Below are 16,620 nucleotides of genomic sequence, written 5' to 3'. Positions count from 1 at the left end.
CGTCCCAGCCTTTCTTTGATAATGAATATGAAGGAGTCCTATGAAAACACCATTTATTAAACGTGATGCCTTAGAAAAGATTGTTGAGGAGTTTCCAACCCCATTCCATCTTTACGATGAAAAAGGGATTCGCGAGAAAGCACGCGCAGTAAACAAGGCCTTTTCTTGGAATAAGGGCTTTAAAGAATACTTCGCAGTTAAAGCGACCCCAACCCCAGCTATTTTGAAAATCTTACAAGAAGAAGGGTGTGGAGTGGATTGTTCTAGTTATGTCGAACTCTTAATGAGTCATAAACTAGGATTTGCAGGTTCCGATATGATGTTCTCATCTAATAATACTCCAGATAGAGAATATGCCTATGCCCGTGAATTAGGTGCGACGATTAATTTAGATGCCTTTGAAGATATCGAGCATTTGGAACGTGCAGCAGGTATCCCAGAAATCATCTCTTGCCGTTACAATCCTGGTGGCGTATTTGAACTGGGTACGGACATTATGGATAATCCTGGTGAAGCTAAGTTCGGGATGACTAAGGAACAGCTTTTTGAAGCCTTTGCAATCTTGAAAGAAAAGGAAGCTAAAACCTTTGGGATTCATTCCTTCCTAGCTTCCAATACAGTGACCCATCTCTACTATCCAGAATTAGCACGTCAGCTTTTTGAATTGGCAGTAGAAATCAAGGAAAAGTTAGATATTTCACTGGACTTTATCAATCTTTCTGGTGGTATCGGGGTCAACTATCGCCCAGATCAAGAGCCTAATGACATCGCTTTGATTGGAGAGGGAGTTCGTCAGGTTTATGAAGAAGTCCTCACACCAGCAGGCCTTGATCAGGTTAAGATTTTTACAGAACTTGGTCGCTTTATGTTGGCACCTCATGGAATTCTAGTCACAAAAGTAACTCATAAAAAGAAAACCTACCGTACTTATCTAGGAGTAGATGCGTCAGCTGTCAATCTTATGAGACCAGCTATGTATGGTGCTTATCACCACATTACTAATATGATGCATCCTGATGGTCAGACTGAAGTAGTTGATGTTGTTGGTTCTCTTTGTGAAAACAACGATAAGTTTGCAGTTAATCGTGAACTACCTCAAACAGAAATTGGTGATTTGTTAGTCATTCATGATACAGGTGCGCATGGCTTCTCTATGGGCTACCAGTACAATGCCAAGCTTCGTTCGGCAGAAATTCTCTATACAGAGGACGGTGGAGCACGCTTGATCCGCCGAGCAGAGCGACCAGAGGATTATTTTGCGACTCTCTATGGGTTTGATTTTGACAAGGATTAATAAATATTTTGAAAATCATGAAAGTTGAAAGTGAAAAACAGATTGTTTTCTAAAAAATAGGCAAAATCTGTGGTTTTTCTTTTCAGTCATGGTATAATAAAGACTATAAAACGTTTTCAAGGAAGGTAACGATATGTCTGAGGAAATAATTGACTATGGACAAGTGACAGGAATGGTGCATTCGACAGAGAGTTTTGGGGCGGTAGATGGCCCTGGAATTCGTTTTATTGTCTTTTTGCAAGGCTGTCAGATGCGTTGCCAATACTGCCATAACCCTGATACTTGGGCTATGGAAACCAATAAATCTCGTGTACGAACAGTAGATGATGTTCTAGAAGAAGCGCTTCGTTATCGTGGTTTCTGGGGAGACAAGGGAGGTATTACAGTCAGCGGAGGAGAAGCCCTCTTGCAGATTGATTTCTTGATTGCCCTCTTTACCAAGGCAAAAGAAAAGGGTATCCACTGTACCTTGGATACTTGTGCCCTTCCATTCCGTAACAAACCACGCTATCTAGAAAAGTTCAACAAGTTAATGGCAGTGACAGACTTGGTTCTCCTTGATATCAAGGAAATTAACGAAGCACAACACAAGATTGTAACCAGTCAAACTAATAAAAACATCTTGGCTTGTGCTCAGTACTTGTCAGAAATCGGTAAACCTGTTTGGATTCGTCACGTTCTTGTACCTGGATTGACAGACCGCGATGAAGATTTGATTGAACTTGGTAAGTTTGTAAAAACTCTCAAAAATGTTGATAAGTTTGAAATCTTGCCTTATCACACTATGGGTGAGTTCAAATGGCGTGAACTTGGGATTCCATATTCCCTTGAAGGAGTTAAACCTCCAACAGCAGATCGCGTCAAGAATGCTAAGGAATTGATGGATACAGAAAGCTATCAAGATTACATGAAACGTGTACATGGATAAAAAGAAGCCTGATGGAAACATCGGGCTTTTATAATGCAAAAAAGACTTAGCAATCTAGCTAAGCCTTTTATTTTTTATCTAGAATGTTGTTTTCCAGCATTGCGTTTTTTGTTTTTCTTCTTGTTAGAAGTTGTGATAGCTGTTGCTGGTTCAGGGGTTACATCTTTACGATTGCTTGAAGTTTTGCTTGCTTTTGGTGGATTCTTAGCAAATTCTTCGCGTACTTTTTTACGAAGTTTTGGACGAACGATGTAGTTGATGATGAATTGTTGAAGTATCATCATGAAACCACCGACAACCCAGTAAAGTGTAACGCTGGCTGGTGAGAAGACAGAGAACACGACAATCATGAGAGGGCTCATATAGAGCATCTTCTTGATCTGTTCTCTTTGAGTTTCATCCTCAACTCCATGTAAAGAAAGGAGTGATTGAAGATAGTAAAGGATACCAGCAAAGGCAACCAAAATCATACTAGGTGAGCCTAGAGGAATTCCTAGGTAGCTTGCTTGGGCAACTCCTTCAGTATGTTGGGCAGCAAAGTAGATAGCAGAGAAGAAAGGCATTTGAATGAGGATAGGGAAACATCCCACGCCGCCAAACATGCTGATGCCGTGCTCTTTTTGAGCAGCAAAGAGAGCTTGTTGAGCTTCTAGTTTTTCTTCTTGAGTTGTTGCTTCTTTCAGGCGAGTCTGATGTGGTTCAAGGACGTGCTTGAGAGCATTCATCTTTTCAGAGTGAAGCGTTGCTTTCCATGATTGGTAGATACCAAGTGGAAGGATAATCAAGCGAACGATAATGGTTACGATGATAATCCCAACACCGAAACCGAGACCTTGATCATTAGCGAAGTATTTGATAGCTTCTCCCATTGGAGCACCCAAGAAATCCCAAACGGGACCAATTGGCTTACCTGTTGCTTTATCGATCTGAACGCAACCTGCCAAGACTAATAGCATAGCCACTCCCATAGCCGAGAGTGCAAAACGTTTAATAGATTTCACTGTTTTTATTCCTTCTTTAAAAATTATACCTTTCTATTCTACTGTTTTTTTGGAAAATATACAATAGTTCTAGAGACCTAATTTGCGACTTTGAAGTCTGAATAAGATGGAAAGTTACTCAATTGAACATCAAGATAGGTTACTTTAGAGAATGGGGTAGGGCCTTTTCGAATCTCTTGGATAAACTTGGCCATGATGGCTGAAGACTCTGCTTGGGCAAGGATTTCAACGGTTCCGTCATCGTTATTCCAGACACGACCCGTAATGCCACCTAGTTCTAGAGCTAGGGTATAGACACCCCAGCGGAAGCCCACTCCTTGGACGCGACCTTGGGCGATCATTTTAACCTTTTGCATACCAAACCTCCTTGATTGTGTTATAATATTTCTATGACTATTATAACCTCTAAAGCCAATTCTGTGGTGAAAAATGCCAAAAAATTGCATCAAAAAAAATATCGGAAAACCTCATATCTGATTGAGGGATGGCATCTGTTTGAAGAAGCTGTTCAGGCAGGTGCAAAGATTGAGAAAATATTTGCCCTTTCAGAGTATGGTGAAAAATTAACGGACTACCCTCAGACTGTCTTTGTGGCCGAAGAAATCTTGCTTGATTTAGCAGATTCACAAACTCCTCAGGGCATTGTAGCCATTGTTCAAAAGGAAGAAGAGCAGTTGCCGGATTTGAGCCAAGGGAAATATCTTTTCTTGGAAGACGTGCAGGATCCTGGAAATGTTGGCACAATGATCCGAACGGCAGATGCGGCAGGTTTTTCGGGAGTCGTTGTTTCAAGCAAGTCAGCAGATATTTATAGCTTGAAGACTCTTCGATCCATGCAGGGCAGTCATTTTCATTTACCGATTTATCGGATGCCTATTGAAACTTTTGTTGAAGAGGCTAAAAAGGGCAATTTACCAATTCTGGCAACTACTTTGTCCCAAAACTCTAAAGATTATCGTGAGCTTGCTCAGCTAGCAGATTTCGTCTTGGTTATGGGAAATGAAGGTCAAGGCATTAGTCCATTCATGACAAATCAGGCAGATCAACTGGTTCATATTACCATGAAAGGGCAAGCGGAAAGTCTCAACGTTGCCATTGCTGCAGGCATACTCATGTTTTATTTGAGTTAAATTGTTTTATTTTTGTTATAATAAGTAAAAAGATTTCATAAGGAGAAAAAAGATATGAATCAAACAATTATTCAAGAACGTTCTGGTCTGAATCAATTTTATGCAAAAGTCTATGCTTTTGTCGGGATTGGGATTGCCTTATCTGCAATTGTTTCAGCCTTGATGTTAACAACCTTCCAAGATCTTCTTGTTCAGTTAATGATTAACGCCCGTATATGGCTAATCGTAACAGGAGTAGTTGAAGTTGCCCTTGTCATTGCAGCCAGTAATATGGCTTATAAAAATAGCCCAGCAGCTCTTCCGATGTTTCTCATCTATTCAGTAGTGAACGGTTTTTCACTGAGTTTCATCGTGTCGCTCTATCTACCAGGAACGGTTCTAACGGCCTTTATTTCCAGCGCAGCTCTCTTCTTTGTCATGGCTATTATTGGAGTTGTAATTAAAAAGGACTTGAGTGGTATCGGACGTGCTTTGATTGGAGCCTTGGTAGGTCTCATCTTGGCTATGATTGTTAATATATTCTTAAACAGTGGTCTATTCGATTACATTATCAGTATTGTCATGGTTCTTGTTTTTGCAGGTTTGATTGCCTGGGATAACCAAAAGATTCGCTATGTTTATGAAGAATCAAATGGTCAAGTCGCTACAGGTTGGGCAATTTCATTGGCACTTAGCCTCTACCTCGACTTTATCAACCTCTTCCTCAGCTTCTTGCGTATCTTTGGAAGTGACGATTAATACTTTTAGAGCTCAAATGAGCTCTTTTTTAAATTTTTACTTTTATTTTTACTGGCAAAAGGGTATAATCATCTTATTATTCAAAAGGAGAGATGTATGAAGAAAAGTTTTATCCATCAACAGGAAGAAATTTCCTTTGTAAAAAATACCTTTACCCAGTATTTGAAAGATAAATTAGAAGTTGTAGAAGTGCAGGGGCCAATCTTGAGTAAGGTTGGGGATGGGATGCAGGATAACCTCTCAGGGATTGAACATCCAGTTTCTGTTAAGGTTTTGCAAATCCCAGATGAAACCTATGAAGTGGTGCATTCCCTTGCTAAGTGGAAACGCCATACCTTGGCCCGTTTTGGTTTTGGCGAGGGTGAAGGCCTCTTTGTTCACATGAAGGCCCTTCGTCCAGACGAAGATTCGCTAGATGCGACTCACTCAGTCTATGTTGACCAGTGGGACTGGGAAAAGGTCATTCCTAATGGGCAACGCAATCTAGCCTATCTCAAAGAAACAGTCGAAAAGATTTATAAGGCTATTCGTTTGACAGAGTTAGCAGTAGAAGCACGCTATGATATTGAGTCAATTTTGCCTAAGCAAATTACCTTTATCCATACAGAAGAGTTGGTAGAACGCTACCCAGACTTGACACCAAAAGAACGTGAAAATGCTATCTGTAAGGAGTTCGGTGCGGTCTTCCTAATTGGTATCGGTGGAGAATTGTCAGATGGGAAACCTCATGACGGACGTGCACCAGACTATGATGACTGGACAACTGAGTCTGAAAATGGCTATCATGGCTTGAATGGGGACATCCTTGTTTGGAATGATAATTTGGGTGCAGCCTTTGAATTGTCTTCAATGGGGATTCGTGTCGATGAAGACACTCTTCGTCGTCAGGTAGCTATTACGGGAGATGAAGATCGCTTGAGTCTAGAATGGCATAAGGCTCTCTTGAACGGACTTTTCCCTTTGACAATCGGTGGAGGAATTGGACAGTCTCGTATGGCTATGTTCCTGCTTCGTAAGAAACACATCGGTGAAGTCCAAACCAGTGTTTGGCCGCAAGAAGTGAGAGATACTTACGAAAATATTCTTTAATCAATCGAGCCGTAAGGTTCGATTTTCTTTTTTTGATAAGAATTTGGTATAATAGACGTTATGAAAATCGTATCAGGAATCTACGGTGGGCGTCCTTTAAAGACGCTGGACGGTAAAACGACAAGGCCAACATCAGACAAGGTTAGGGGCGCTATTTTCAATATGATTGGCCCTTACTTTGAAGGCGGGCGTGTGCTAGATCTCTATGCTGGTAGCGGGGGGTTATCCATTGAAGCAGTTTCAAGAGGGATGTCTAGCGCTGTCCTAGTTGAGAAGGATCGCCGAGCCCAGAATATAGTCGCAGAAAATATTCGGATGACCAAGGAAACCTCTAAATTTCAATTATTGAAAATGGAATCCAGTCGCGCATTGGAGCAAGTGGATGGTGTCTTTGATCTTGTTTTTTTGGACCCTCCCTATGCAAAAGAACAAATCGTGTCCGATATTGAAAAAATGGCAGAGAGAAATCTTTTTTCAGAAGATGTCATGGTGGTTTGTGAGACCGATAAATCAGTAGAACTTCCAGAAGAAATTGCTTGTTTGGGTATCTGGAAGGAAAAAATATATGGGATTAGTAAGGTGACGGTTTATGTCAGATAAGATTGGGCTATTTACAGGTTCCTTTGATCCGATGACCAATGGACATTTGGATCTTATTGAGCGTGCAAGTAAGCTCTTTGATCAATTGTATGTAGGGATTTTTTATAATCCCCATAAAACGGGATTTTTACCGATAGAGAGCCGAAAGAAAACTGTTGAAAAAGCAGTAGCACATCTCAACAATGTCAAAGTCATAGCTTCTCACGATGAATTAGTCGTTGATGTTGCTAGAAGATTAGGTGCAGAGATCTTAGTGCGTGGTTTACGCAATGCTACGGATCTTCAGTATGAAGCTAGTTTTGATTTTTACAACCATAAATTAGCGGGAGAAATGGAGACAATCTATCTCCACAGTCGGCCAGAGCATGTTCACATCAGCTCTTCAGCTGTGAGAGAACTATTGAAATTTGGTCAAGATATCAGTGAGTATGTACCAAATGCTGTCCTAGAGGAGTTAAACAATGAAGAAAAAAACTAGATGGCCCCTATATCTCATTATTGGGCTCATTATCACTTTTATAGCTTTTACGGTGCCCCTGCCATATTATATAGAGGTGCCAGGAACTTCTGAAGATATTCGAAAGGTTTTACAAGTTAATAACCAACCTGACCAAGAGGAAGGTTCCTACCAATTTGTGACGGTTGGAGTTAAGCACGCCAGAATGGTTGACTTGTTTTATGCCTGGCTAACACCTTTCACGGATATACATAGTGCCAAAGAAATGACGGGTGGTTCGTCAGATGCAGAATTTATGCGAATCAACCAGTTTTACATGGAAACTTCGCAAAATATGGCCAAATATCAAGGTCTGAAGACGGCGGGTAAGGAAATTGAGCTCAAATATCTGGGTGTCTATGTTTTGACTGTTACAGATAACTCGACTTTCAAGGGAGTTCTTAATATTGCTGACACCGTGACAGCTGTGAATGATAAGACTTTTGAGAGTTCCAAGGAGATGGTTGACTACGTTAATTCTCAAACTCTAGGTGATCAGGTGAAGGTTACTTATGAGGAGGATGGAAAAGTCAAAACTGCCGAAGGAAAGATCATTACTCTAGAAAATGGGAAGAATGGTATCGGAATCGGTTTGATTGACCGTACAGAAGTATCTAGTGATGTGCCAATCAAGTTTTCAACTGCAGGTATTGGTGGTCCTAGTGCTGGGATGATGTTTAGTTTATCCATCTACACGCAAATTGCAGACCCTACTCTTCGCAATGGACGTATCATTGCTGGTACAGGAAGTATCGACAGAGATGGGAATGTTGGTGATATTGGTGGAATTGATAAAAAGGTTGTGGCCGCAGCTAAGAAAGGAGCAACTGTATTCTTTGCTCCTAACAATCCAGTAACTGAAGAAGCTAAAAAAGCAAATCCAAATGCCAAGAGTAATTATGACACAGCTCTAGAAGCAGCTCAAATGATTAAAACAGACATGAAAATCGTTCCAGTCAAAACGCTTCAAGATGCGATTGACTATTTGAAAAACAATCCCTAAACAGTAGGCGAATCCCTAAACTAGCTTAGAAAAAAAGAAGATGGTATAATAGGCAAATGATTCAATTGTTTTTTACCCTTAGTAGTCATATGTTTTTTGTCTACCTAGTCTTTCAGCTCTTGAAAGATTTGGTCAGATGGGATCAAATTTTGAAGGTGACAAAGGATAATGCGAAGAAGGTTCGACTCTTGGTAGTATTGTGTAGTATCGGTTTAGGATATCTGATTAGTTCCTTTTTCCTAAATCTCTACCAACTTTGGCAAGAAGCAGTTAGAACACTATTCTAAAATTGTAAGTGAAGGAAAATACTCTATGGAAAAAATTGTAGTTCAAGGTGGCGATAATCGTTTGGTTGGAAGTGTCACCATCGAGGGCGCAAAAAATGCAGTTTTGCCACTGCTTGCAGCAACTATTTTAGCAAGTGAAGGAAAAACAGTCTTAAAAAATGTTCCTATTTTATCGGATGTTTTTACCATGAATCAGGTGGTTCGTGGATTAAATGCGAAAGTAGACTTTGATCAAGAAGCACATATTGTTGAAGTTGATGCGACTGGAGATATCACAGAAGAAGCTCCCTATAAGTATGTCAGTAAGATGCGAGCTTCTATTGTAGTATTGGGGCCGATCTTGGCTCGTGTGGGACATGCTAAAGTTTCGATGCCAGGTGGCTGTACCATCGGTAGTCGTCCGATAGACCTTCACCTAAAAGGACTCGAAGCAATGGGGGCTGAGATCACCCAAACAGCAGGTTATATTGAAGCTAAGGCAGAACGCTTGCACGGAGCTCACATTTACATGGACTTCCCTAGTGTTGGAGCTACTCAAAACTTGATGATGGCAGCAACTCTTGCTAACGGCGTAACTGTCATTGAAAATGCTGCGCGTGAACCTGAGATTGTTGACTTGGCTGTTCTCCTAAATAAAATGGGTGCCAAAGTCAAGGGGGCAGGAACAGAAACTATTACCATTACTGGTGTTGAACAACTACACGGTGCAACCCACAATGTTGTGCAAGACCGTATTGAAGCAGGGACCTTCATGGTAGCAGCTGCCATTACAGGTGGAGATGTCTTGATTCTGGATGCTATCTGGGAACATAATCGCCCCTTGATTGCTAAATTACAGGAAATGGGTGTTGAAGTCATCGATGAGGACGAAGGAATTCGTATTCGTTCTCAACGTGAAAAATTAAAGGCTGTTCATGTTAAGACACTTCCACATCCAGGATTTCCGACAGATATGCAAGCGCAGTTCACTGCTCTAATGACCGTTGCTCAAGGTGAGTCAATTATGGTAGAAACTGTATTTGAGAATCGTTTTCAACATTTAGAGGAAATGCGTCGTATGGGTTTGCACTCTGAAATCATCCGTGATACAGCCCGTATTATCGGCGGACAGCGACTCCAAGGTGCAGAAGTTCTATCGACAGACTTACGTGCCAGTGCAGCCCTGATTTTGACTGGCTTGGTAGCTGAAGGCGAAACAGTTGTAGGAAAGCTTGTCCATTTAGATAGAGGTTACTACCGTTTTCATGAAAAATTAGCCCAGTTAGGAGCTAAGATTGAACGGGTAAGTGTGGAAGCTGATGAAGATGAATAAACAATCCAAATATGTCTTACGTCGCTTTATCCTAGTAATTGTAGTATTACTACTAGGAGTCTTAGCTCTTGCTATTGGTTTGATGATTGGCTATGGTATTCTAGGAAAAGGTCAAGATCCTTGGGCTATTTTAGCACCAGCAAAATGGCAAGAACTCATCGCAAAATTTACAGGAAAATAGAGAGTGGGACAGAAATCGGTAATTCGTTAGAATTCGATTTCGTCGTCCCACCTCCGCACAGTTGAATAGGGTTGTAAAAGCTGATGAAATCAGCGTAGTAGAGCCCACTCAACCACTGCGTCTTGCTCGATAATCCAAAGACAATTGAGAGGCTAGGACTTTTGTCTCAGCCTTTTTTTCTAGGAAGTGAATGTAATACTCAATGAAAATCAAAGAGCAAACTATGAAGAGAACCGCAGGTTGCTCAAAACACCGTTTTGAGGTTGTGGATAGAACTGACGAAGTCAGCTCAAAATACTATTTTGAGATTGCAGATGGAAGCTGACATGGTTTGAAGAGATTTTCGAAGAGTACAAGGAGAAAATATGAATAAAAAAACAAGGCAGGCCCTAATTGGTCTCTTGCTCTTTTTGCTCTTGTCAGCAGGAAGCTACTATATTAAACAAATGCAGTCTTCCAACACTGCACCACAAACACAAGTAAAACAAAAATCACAGTCGTCTGATACTCCAAGTCAAGAACTGGCTGAAAGTGTATTGACCGATTCAGTTAAAAAACAAATTAAGGGTACTCTAGAGTGGAATAGCGCAGGAGCCTTTATCGTCAATAACAATAAAACCAATCTAGACGCCAAGGTTTCAAGTAAACCCTATGCGGATAATAAAACAAAGACTGTAGGAGGAGAGACGGTTCCCACAGTAGCGAATGCAATCATGTCAAAAGCGACCAGACAGTACAAGGATCGTGAAGAAACTGGCAATGGTTCAACATCTTGGACGCCTGCGGGTTGGCATCAGGTTAAGAATCTAAAGGGAAGTTACAACCATGCGGTCGATAGAGGGCATTTGTTGGGCTATGCCTTAATCGGTGGTTTAGATGGCTTTGATGCTTCTACTAGCAATCCTAAAAACATTGCCGTACAGACGGCTTGGGCCAACCAAGCGCGTGCAGAAGATTCGACAGGTCAAAACTACTATGAGAGCTTGGTTCGAAAAGCCCTAGATCAGAATAAACGAGTGCGTTACCGTGTGACGTTGCTCTATGCGTCTGAGGAAGACTTGGTGCCGTCCGCATCGCAGATTGAAGCCAAGTCCTCTGATGGGGAGTTGGAGTTTAATGTCGTTATTCCAAATGTCCAAAAGGGAATTCAGTTAGATTACCGAACAGGTGAGGTCACAGTCACAAAAAATAGCTAATTGATTAAGAGGTTGAGGAAAAATCCCAACCTCGTTTTTTATTAGTCATGAACTGTAGAAACGATTGCTTGTTTTTTGCTCTTCTGATTTTAAAGAGCTTTTTTGAAGATTCACAAGGCTTGAACTAGGGCGTCGAGACTTGGATTGCAGCTCTTTATTCAGCGCCCCTTTATCATAGAAATTGAAAATTAATGTGTAAAAATTGGAAAATATGGTATAATGGTTTCAATTATACTTTTTAGGAGAAGGAAAATGGAAGACCCGAGCAGTCAGGATTTGCTACTGCAATTTGTTTTATTAGTTGTTTTGACCTTTTTAAATGCCTTTTTCTCAGCAACAGAAATGGCCATGGTTTCACTTAGTCGTTCACGTGTTGAGCAAAAAGCTGAAGAGGGAGATAAACGCTATATCCGTTTACTAAAGGTACTTGAAAACCCCAATCACTTTTTATCAACCATTCAAGTTGGTATCACCTTAATTACGATCTTGTCAGGGGCTAAACTAGCAGATTCACTTGGAGAGTTAATCGCCTCTTGGATGGGAAATAGCGAAACTGCCTATGCGGTAGCTAGCTTCTTATCATTAGCTTTCTTGACCTATATTTCTATTGTTTTTGGTGAGCTTTATCCTAAGCGAATTGCTCTAAATCTTAAGGATGCCTTGGCTATCCGAACAGTACCGTTTATTATTGGACTTGGTAAGATTGTGAGTCCCTTCGTTTGGATGCTCTCAGCATCAACTAATCTCTTGAGTCAATTGACACCGATGACATTTGACGATGCAGATGAAAAAATGACTCGTGATGAGATTGAGTATATGCTTACCAATAGTGAAGAAACCTTAGATGCTGATGAAATCGAAATGTTACAAGGTATTTTCTCGCTAGACGAGCTTATGGCACGTGAAGTCATGGTTCCTCGAACGGATGCCTTCATGGTTGATATTCAAGATGATACTCAAACCATTATCGAAAGCATTTTAAAACAAAACTTTTCTCGTATTCCTGTCTATGATGATGACAAGGATAACGTGATTGGTTTGATTCATACCAAGAGTCTGCTAAAAGCAGGGTTTACCGATGGTTTTGACAATATCGTATTGAGAAAGATTTTGCAGGAACCGCTCTTTGTACCTGAAACTATTTTTGTGGATGATTTGTTAAAAGAGTTGAGAAATTCACAAAGACAGATGGCAATTCTTCTTGATGAATATGGGGGAATGGCTGGTTTGGTTACTCTTGAGGATTTACTTGAAGAGATTGTTGGTGAAATAGATGATGAAACCGACCGAGCTGAGGTCTATGTTCACACTATTGGCGAAAATATCTATATCGTCCAAGGGACAATGAATTTAAATGACTTCAATGACTACTTTGATGTTGAACTTGAAAGTGATGATGTAGATACAATTGCTGGTTACTATTTGACTGGTGTGGGAACTATTCCAACATCAGAAAAACTTAGCTATGAGTTAGAAAGTAGCAATAAGCATATCACTCTAACCAATGATAAGGTCAAAAATGGACGTGTAACCAAGCTTAAGGTTCAAATTCAAGAACTTGAATCAGAAGAAGAAACAGAATAAAACAAAAGCTTTATCAGAGCAGAACTGATAAAGCTTTTCTAATAGTTAAAAGAAAAGGCTCTATAATATTTGTAGTGGGTAAATCCCCTATAGATATTATGGAGCCTATTTTGTGTAGAAAAAAAGTCCCATAAGATCTATAATGAAAAGCGACTAAACCATCATTAGAAAGAATCATATGGAACAATTACATTTTATCACAAAACTACTCGATATTAAAGACCCTAATATCCAGATTCTAGATGTTATCAATAGGGATACACACAAGGAAATCATCGCTAAACTGGACTATGACGCCCCATCTTGCCTTGAGTGCGGAGGTCAAATGAAGAAATATGATTTTCAAAAACCGTCGAAAATTCCTTACCTCGAGACGACTGGTATGCCTACCAGAATTCTTCTTAAAAAGCGTCGTTTTAAGTGCTATCATTGCTCGAAAATGATAGTCGCTGAAACTTCTATCGTTAAGAAGAATCATCAAATTCCTCATATTATCAACCAAAAGATTGCTCAAAAGTTGATTGAAAAGACTTCTATGACTGATATTGCACATCAGCTATCCATTTCAACTTCAACTGTCATTCGTAAGCTCAATGACTTTCACTTTAAGCATGATTTTTCTCGTCTTCCAGAGATTATGTCTTGGGACGAGTATGCCTTTACCAAGGGAAAGATGAGTTTTATCGCACAAGATTTTGATCAGCTCAATATCATTACTGTTCTTGAGGGAAGAACACAAGCTATCATCCGCAATCACTTTCTGCGCTACGATAGAGCGGTCCGATGTCGAGTGAAAATCATTACTATGGATATGTTTAATCCTTACTATAACTTGGCTAAACAGCTTTTTCCTAATGCAAAAATTGTACTTGATCGTTTCCACATTGTTCAGCACTTAAGCCGAGCTATAAGTCGAGTTCGTGTTCAAATTATGAACCAATTCGATAGAAAATCCCATCAATACAAGGCTATCAAGCGCTACTGGAAGCTCATCCAACAAGATAGCCGTAAATTGAGTGATAAGCGATTTTATCGCCCTACTTTTCGTATGCACTTGACGAATAAAGAGATTCTAGACAAGCTTTTAAGCTATTCCGAAGACTTGAAACACCACTATGATCTCTATCAACTATTGCTTTTTCACTTTCAGAATAAAGAGCCTAAGAAATTTTTCGGACTTATTGAAGACAATCTAAAAAAGGTTCATCCTCTTTTTCAGACTGTCTTTAAGACATTTCTAAAGGACAAGGAGAAAATCGTCAACGCCCTTCAATTACCTTATTCCAACGCTAAATTGGAAGCGACTAATAATCTCATTAAACTCATCAAACGAAATGCTTTTGGTTTTAGGAACTTTGACAACTTTAAGAAACGAATTTTCATCGCTCTGAATATAAAAATGGAGAGGACAACGATTGTCCTCTCCAGATGTTAGCTTTTATTCAACCCACTACAGTTGACAAAGAGCCAAAGAAAAAGACTCCTGTAGGAGTCTTTGATAATATAGAGGCGGTAGACGGATTTGAACCGACGATCAAGCTTTTGCAGAGCCGTGCCTTACCACTTGGCTATACCGCCTTAACTTTTATTATTATACCTTTAAAATCTGCTCTCGTCAATAGTTTCTTTTCTGAAAATGTAAGTTTTCCGACTTTCAAAATGTGAGCGACAAAATATTCTGAAAATTCGTTTACTTTTTGAAGTGGTTGTGGTATAATAAGCATTATCTTATTAATTTCAAAAGAGGAGTTAAGTAATATGAAAAAAAGTCGGATTTTTGCAGTAGCAGGCGTAGCCCTACTTGCAACAGGTGTTCTCGCGGCTTGCGGTTCTTCAAAATCATCTAATGCTGAGGCTCCAAAAGCCTACGGATATGTATATACAGCTGATCCAGAAACTTTGGACTACCTTATCTCTGGTAAGCAAAGTACAAAAGTTGTCACTTCAAATGGTATCGATGGACTCTTTACAAATGATAAATATGGTAACCTCACTCCTGCAGTTGCAGAAGATTGGTCAGTGTCTCAAGATGGTTTGACATACACTTATAAGATTCGTAAAGGTGTAAAATGGCTCACAGCTGATGGTGAAGAATATGCAGAAGTAACTGCTAATGACTTTGTTACAGGTTTGAAACACGCAGCTGATAAGAAATCAGAAGCATTGTATCTTGCTCAAGATTCTGTAAAAGGTTTGGCAGATTATGTGGCTGGGAACTCAACTGACTTTTCAACTGTTGGTGTAAAAGCTGTTGATGACTACACTCTTCAATACACTTTGAACAAACCAGAGCCATATTGGAATTCTAAAATGTCTTACGCAATCTTCTGGCCTTTGAATGCAGAGTTTGAAAAATCAAAAGGTTCAGACTTTGGTAAGTCAACAGATCCAACATCATTGCTTTACAATGGTCCTTTCTTGCTTAAAGGATTAACTGCTAAGTCTTCTGTTGAGTTTGTGAAGAATGAGCAATATTGGGATAAAGATAATGTTCACTTAGACACTGTGACGCTTGCATTCTATGATGGTTCAGACCAAGAATCAATCGAACGTAACTTTACAAGTGGTGCATACAGCTACGCCCGTCTCTTCCCAACAAGTTCAAATTATTCTAAAATCGCAGAAACATACAAAGACAACATTTACTATACTCCACAAGGAGCTGGTATTGCTGGTTTGGGTGTTAATATTGACCGTCAAAGCTATAAATATACATCAAAAACAACTGATGAAGAAAAGACTTCTACTAAGAAAGCCCTTCTTAACAAAGACTTCCGTCAAGCTTTGAACTTTGCATTTGACCGTACATCATACTCTGCTCAGCTGAATGGTGAAGATGGAGCAGCGCTTGCTGTTCGTAACCTATTTGTAAAACCAGACTTTGTTTCTGCAGGTGAGAAAACATTTGGTGACTTGGTTACTGAGAAAGTTGTTTCTTATGGTGATGAGTGGAAAGATGTAAACTTTGCAGATGGTCAAGATGGTCTTTATAATGCTGATAAAGCGAAAGCAGAATTTGCTAAAGCTAAGAAGGCTTTGGAAGCAGATGGCGTGAAATTCCCAATTCACTTGGATATTCCAGTTGACCAAACTGCTAAGAGCTACATTGCGCGTATTCAGTCCTTCAAACAATCTGTTGAAAAAGTTCTTGGTGAAGAAAATGTAGTCATCGATATCCAACAAGTAACAAAAGATGAATTATTTAACATCACTTACTATGCTCCGAATGCAGCAGCTGAGGATTGGGATCTTTCAGGTGCCGTTGGATGGAACCCAGACTATCAAGACCCATCAACTTACCTTGATATCTTGCAAACAAGTAACAGCGAGCAAACAAAGACTTACATGGGTTATGACAATCCATCAAATCCAGCAGTTACCCAAGTTGGTTTGAAAGACTACGACAAGTTGCTTGAAGAAGCTGGTAATGAAACAAGTGACCTTAACAAACGTTATGAGAAATATGCAGCAGCTCAAGCTTGGTTGACAGATAGCTCCCTCTTCCTTCCAGCTATGTCATCTTCAGGAGCAGCGCCAGTTATTTCTCGTGTAGTACCATTCTCGGCCTCTTACACTCAATCTGGTGATAAAGGTTCAGATGTATACTTCAAGTACCTTAAATTGCAAGCTAACACTGTAACAACCAAAGAGTACAAAGAAGCTCGTGAAAAATGGCTCAAAGAAAAAGCTGAATCAAACGAAAAAGCTCAAAAAGAGTTAGCGAGTCATGTGAAATAAATAATGCTCATCAGAACTTTCTCTCCTAAAGGAGAAGGTTCTT

The 16,620-nt window shown here is 40.0% G+C and carries 17 protein-coding genes and 1 tRNA gene; 15 read left to right on the top strand and 3 right to left on the bottom strand.

Annotated elements, in window-relative coordinates:
• Window positions 1–40 precede the first annotated feature (40 nt).
• Together AXE83_RS09160 and pflA are read left to right on the top strand one after the other, a co-directional pair.
• A complete protein-coding gene (locus AXE83_RS09160) occupies window positions 41–1,294 on the top strand; it encodes a diaminopimelate decarboxylase (protein WP_060956216.1) in 1,254 nt (417 codons plus the stop codon).
• A 133-nt stretch (window positions 1,295–1,427) separates the two neighbouring features.
• Window positions 1,428–2,222: a pyruvate formate-lyase-activating protein gene (gene pflA / locus AXE83_RS09155; protein ID WP_001287990.1), complete on the top strand. Its 795-nt coding sequence runs from the start codon at window positions 1,428–1,430 to the stop codon at window positions 2,220–2,222.
• A 74-nt stretch (window positions 2,223–2,296) separates the two neighbouring features.
• On the opposite strand, the gene yidC is transcribed toward pflA, so the two are convergent.
• Complete coding sequence (gene yidC / locus AXE83_RS09150) at window positions 2,297–3,223, bottom strand: membrane protein insertase YidC (protein ID WP_060956215.1); 927 nt, start codon at window positions 3,221–3,223, stop codon at window positions 2,297–2,299.
• 77 nt (window positions 3,224–3,300) lie between these two features.
• Window positions 3,301–3,579: an acylphosphatase gene (locus tag AXE83_RS09145; RefSeq protein ID WP_001174501.1), complete on the bottom strand. Its 279-nt coding sequence runs from the start codon at window positions 3,577–3,579 to the stop codon at window positions 3,301–3,303.
• 33 nt (window positions 3,580–3,612) lie between these two features.
• Here AXE83_RS09145 and AXE83_RS09140 point away from each other — a divergent pair, with 33 nt between their 5' ends.
• The 12 genes from AXE83_RS09140 to AXE83_RS09085 all read left to right on the top strand — a co-directional run bounded on the left by AXE83_RS09140 (window position 3,613) and on the right by AXE83_RS09085 (window position 14,274).
• Window positions 3,613–4,353: a TrmH family RNA methyltransferase gene (locus AXE83_RS09140; RefSeq protein WP_060956214.1), complete on the top strand. Its 741-nt coding sequence runs from the start codon at window positions 3,613–3,615 to the stop codon at window positions 4,351–4,353.
• A gap of 54 nt (window positions 4,354–4,407) precedes the next feature.
• A complete protein-coding gene (locus AXE83_RS09135; protein WP_060956213.1) occupies window positions 4,408–5,091 on the top strand; it encodes a Bax inhibitor-1/YccA family protein in 684 nt (227 codons plus the stop codon).
• Between the two features lie 96 nt (window positions 5,092–5,187).
• Window positions 5,188–6,180: an aspartate--ammonia ligase gene (gene asnA / locus AXE83_RS09130; protein ID WP_045762699.1), complete on the top strand. Its 993-nt coding sequence runs from the start codon at window positions 5,188–5,190 to the stop codon at window positions 6,178–6,180.
• A gap of 60 nt (window positions 6,181–6,240) precedes the next feature.
• Entirely contained in the window at window positions 6,241–6,780 is a 540-nt protein-coding gene (gene rsmD, locus AXE83_RS09125) for a 16S rRNA (guanine(966)-N(2))-methyltransferase RsmD (RefSeq protein WP_049502925.1), read from the top strand.
• A complete protein-coding gene (gene coaD / locus AXE83_RS09120) occupies window positions 6,770–7,258 on the top strand; it encodes a pantetheine-phosphate adenylyltransferase (RefSeq protein WP_049529746.1) in 489 nt (162 codons plus the stop codon). Before rsmD ends, coaD begins: the two co-directional genes overlap by 11 nt.
• Entirely contained in the window at window positions 7,242–8,279 is a 1,038-nt protein-coding gene (locus tag AXE83_RS09115) for a SepM family pheromone-processing serine protease (protein ID WP_000730764.1), read from the top strand. The genes coaD and AXE83_RS09115 overlap by 17 nt, the downstream gene beginning before the upstream one ends.
• Before the next feature lie 56 nt (window positions 8,280–8,335).
• Complete coding sequence (locus AXE83_RS09110; protein WP_000615324.1) at window positions 8,336–8,566, top strand: DUF1146 family protein; 231 nt, start codon at window positions 8,336–8,338, stop codon at window positions 8,564–8,566.
• 25 nt (window positions 8,567–8,591) lie between these two features.
• Complete coding sequence (gene murA, locus AXE83_RS09105) at window positions 8,592–9,878, top strand: UDP-N-acetylglucosamine 1-carboxyvinyltransferase (protein ID WP_000411899.1); 1,287 nt, start codon at window positions 8,592–8,594, stop codon at window positions 9,876–9,878.
• Complete coding sequence (locus AXE83_RS09100; protein WP_060956404.1) at window positions 9,871–10,059, top strand: DNA-directed RNA polymerase subunit beta; 189 nt, start codon at window positions 9,871–9,873, stop codon at window positions 10,057–10,059. The genes murA and AXE83_RS09100 overlap by 8 nt, the downstream gene beginning before the upstream one ends.
• 365 nt (window positions 10,060–10,424) lie before the next feature.
• Window positions 10,425–11,255 carry a DNA/RNA non-specific endonuclease gene (locus AXE83_RS09095; RefSeq protein WP_060956212.1) on the top strand — a complete coding sequence of 277 codons (831 nt, stop codon included), beginning with the start codon at window positions 10,425–10,427 and terminating at the stop codon, window positions 11,253–11,255.
• A 252-nt stretch (window positions 11,256–11,507) separates the two neighbouring features.
• Window positions 11,508–12,839: a hemolysin family protein gene (locus AXE83_RS09090; RefSeq protein WP_060956211.1), complete on the top strand. Its 1,332-nt coding sequence runs from the start codon at window positions 11,508–11,510 to the stop codon at window positions 12,837–12,839.
• A 178-nt stretch (window positions 12,840–13,017) separates the two neighbouring features.
• Entirely contained in the window at window positions 13,018–14,274 is a 1,257-nt protein-coding gene (locus AXE83_RS09085; RefSeq protein ID WP_037612702.1) for an ISL3 family transposase, read from the top strand.
• 72 nt (window positions 14,275–14,346) lie between these two features.
• Here AXE83_RS09085 and AXE83_RS09080 read toward each other — a convergent pair.
• Window positions 14,347–14,417, bottom strand: a tRNA-Cys gene (locus tag AXE83_RS09080).
• A 180-nt stretch (window positions 14,418–14,597) separates the two neighbouring features.
• Between AXE83_RS09080 and AXE83_RS09075 the strand changes: the two genes are divergently transcribed.
• Window positions 14,598–16,577 (top strand): peptide ABC transporter substrate-binding protein, encoded by a 1,980-nt coding sequence (locus AXE83_RS09075; RefSeq protein WP_060956210.1) that lies wholly within the window; start codon window positions 14,598–14,600, stop codon window positions 16,575–16,577.
• The last annotated feature ends 43 nt before the right edge of the window (window positions 16,578–16,620 follow it).

The organism is Streptococcus sp. oral taxon 431, assembly GCF_001553685.1.
Classification (GTDB): Bacteria; Bacillota; Bacilli; order Lactobacillales; family Streptococcaceae; genus Streptococcus.
This window is presented reverse-complemented; position numbering and strand designations above follow the sequence as displayed.

Coding starts and splice junctions, on each gene's coding strand:
- AXE83_RS09095 (WP_060956212.1), top strand. CDS start 10,425: ATGAATAAAAAAACAAGGCAGGCCCTAATTGGTCTCTTGCTCTTTTTG.
- AXE83_RS09135 (WP_060956213.1), top strand. CDS start 4,408: ATGAATCAAACAATTATTCAAGAACGTTCTGGTCTGAATCAATTTTAT.
- murA (WP_000411899.1), top strand. CDS start 8,592: ATGGAAAAAATTGTAGTTCAAGGTGGCGATAATCGTTTGGTTGGAAGT.
- AXE83_RS09115 (WP_000730764.1), top strand. CDS start 7,242: ATGAAGAAAAAAACTAGATGGCCCCTATATCTCATTATTGGGCTCATT.
- AXE83_RS09075 (WP_060956210.1), top strand. CDS start 14,598: ATGAAAAAAAGTCGGATTTTTGCAGTAGCAGGCGTAGCCCTACTTGCA.
- rsmD (WP_049502925.1), top strand. CDS start 6,241: ATGAAAATCGTATCAGGAATCTACGGTGGGCGTCCTTTAAAGACGCTG.
- pflA (WP_001287990.1), top strand. CDS start 1,428: ATGTCTGAGGAAATAATTGACTATGGACAAGTGACAGGAATGGTGCAT.
- AXE83_RS09160 (WP_060956216.1), top strand. CDS start 41: ATGAAAACACCATTTATTAAACGTGATGCCTTAGAAAAGATTGTTGAG.
- AXE83_RS09145 (WP_001174501.1), bottom strand. CDS start 3,579: ATGCAAAAGGTTAAAATGATCGCCCAAGGTCGCGTCCAAGGAGTGGGC.
- AXE83_RS09100 (WP_060956404.1), top strand. CDS start 9,871: ATGAATAAACAATCCAAATATGTCTTACGTCGCTTTATCCTAGTAATT.
- AXE83_RS09140 (WP_060956214.1), top strand. CDS start 3,613: ATGACTATTATAACCTCTAAAGCCAATTCTGTGGTGAAAAATGCCAAA.
- asnA (WP_045762699.1), top strand. CDS start 5,188: ATGAAGAAAAGTTTTATCCATCAACAGGAAGAAATTTCCTTTGTAAAA.
- AXE83_RS09090 (WP_060956211.1), top strand. CDS start 11,508: ATGGAAGACCCGAGCAGTCAGGATTTGCTACTGCAATTTGTTTTATTA.
- AXE83_RS09085 (WP_037612702.1), top strand. CDS start 13,018: ATGGAACAATTACATTTTATCACAAAACTACTCGATATTAAAGACCCT.
- coaD (WP_049529746.1), top strand. CDS start 6,770: ATGTCAGATAAGATTGGGCTATTTACAGGTTCCTTTGATCCGATGACC.
- AXE83_RS09110 (WP_000615324.1), top strand. CDS start 8,336: ATGATTCAATTGTTTTTTACCCTTAGTAGTCATATGTTTTTTGTCTAC.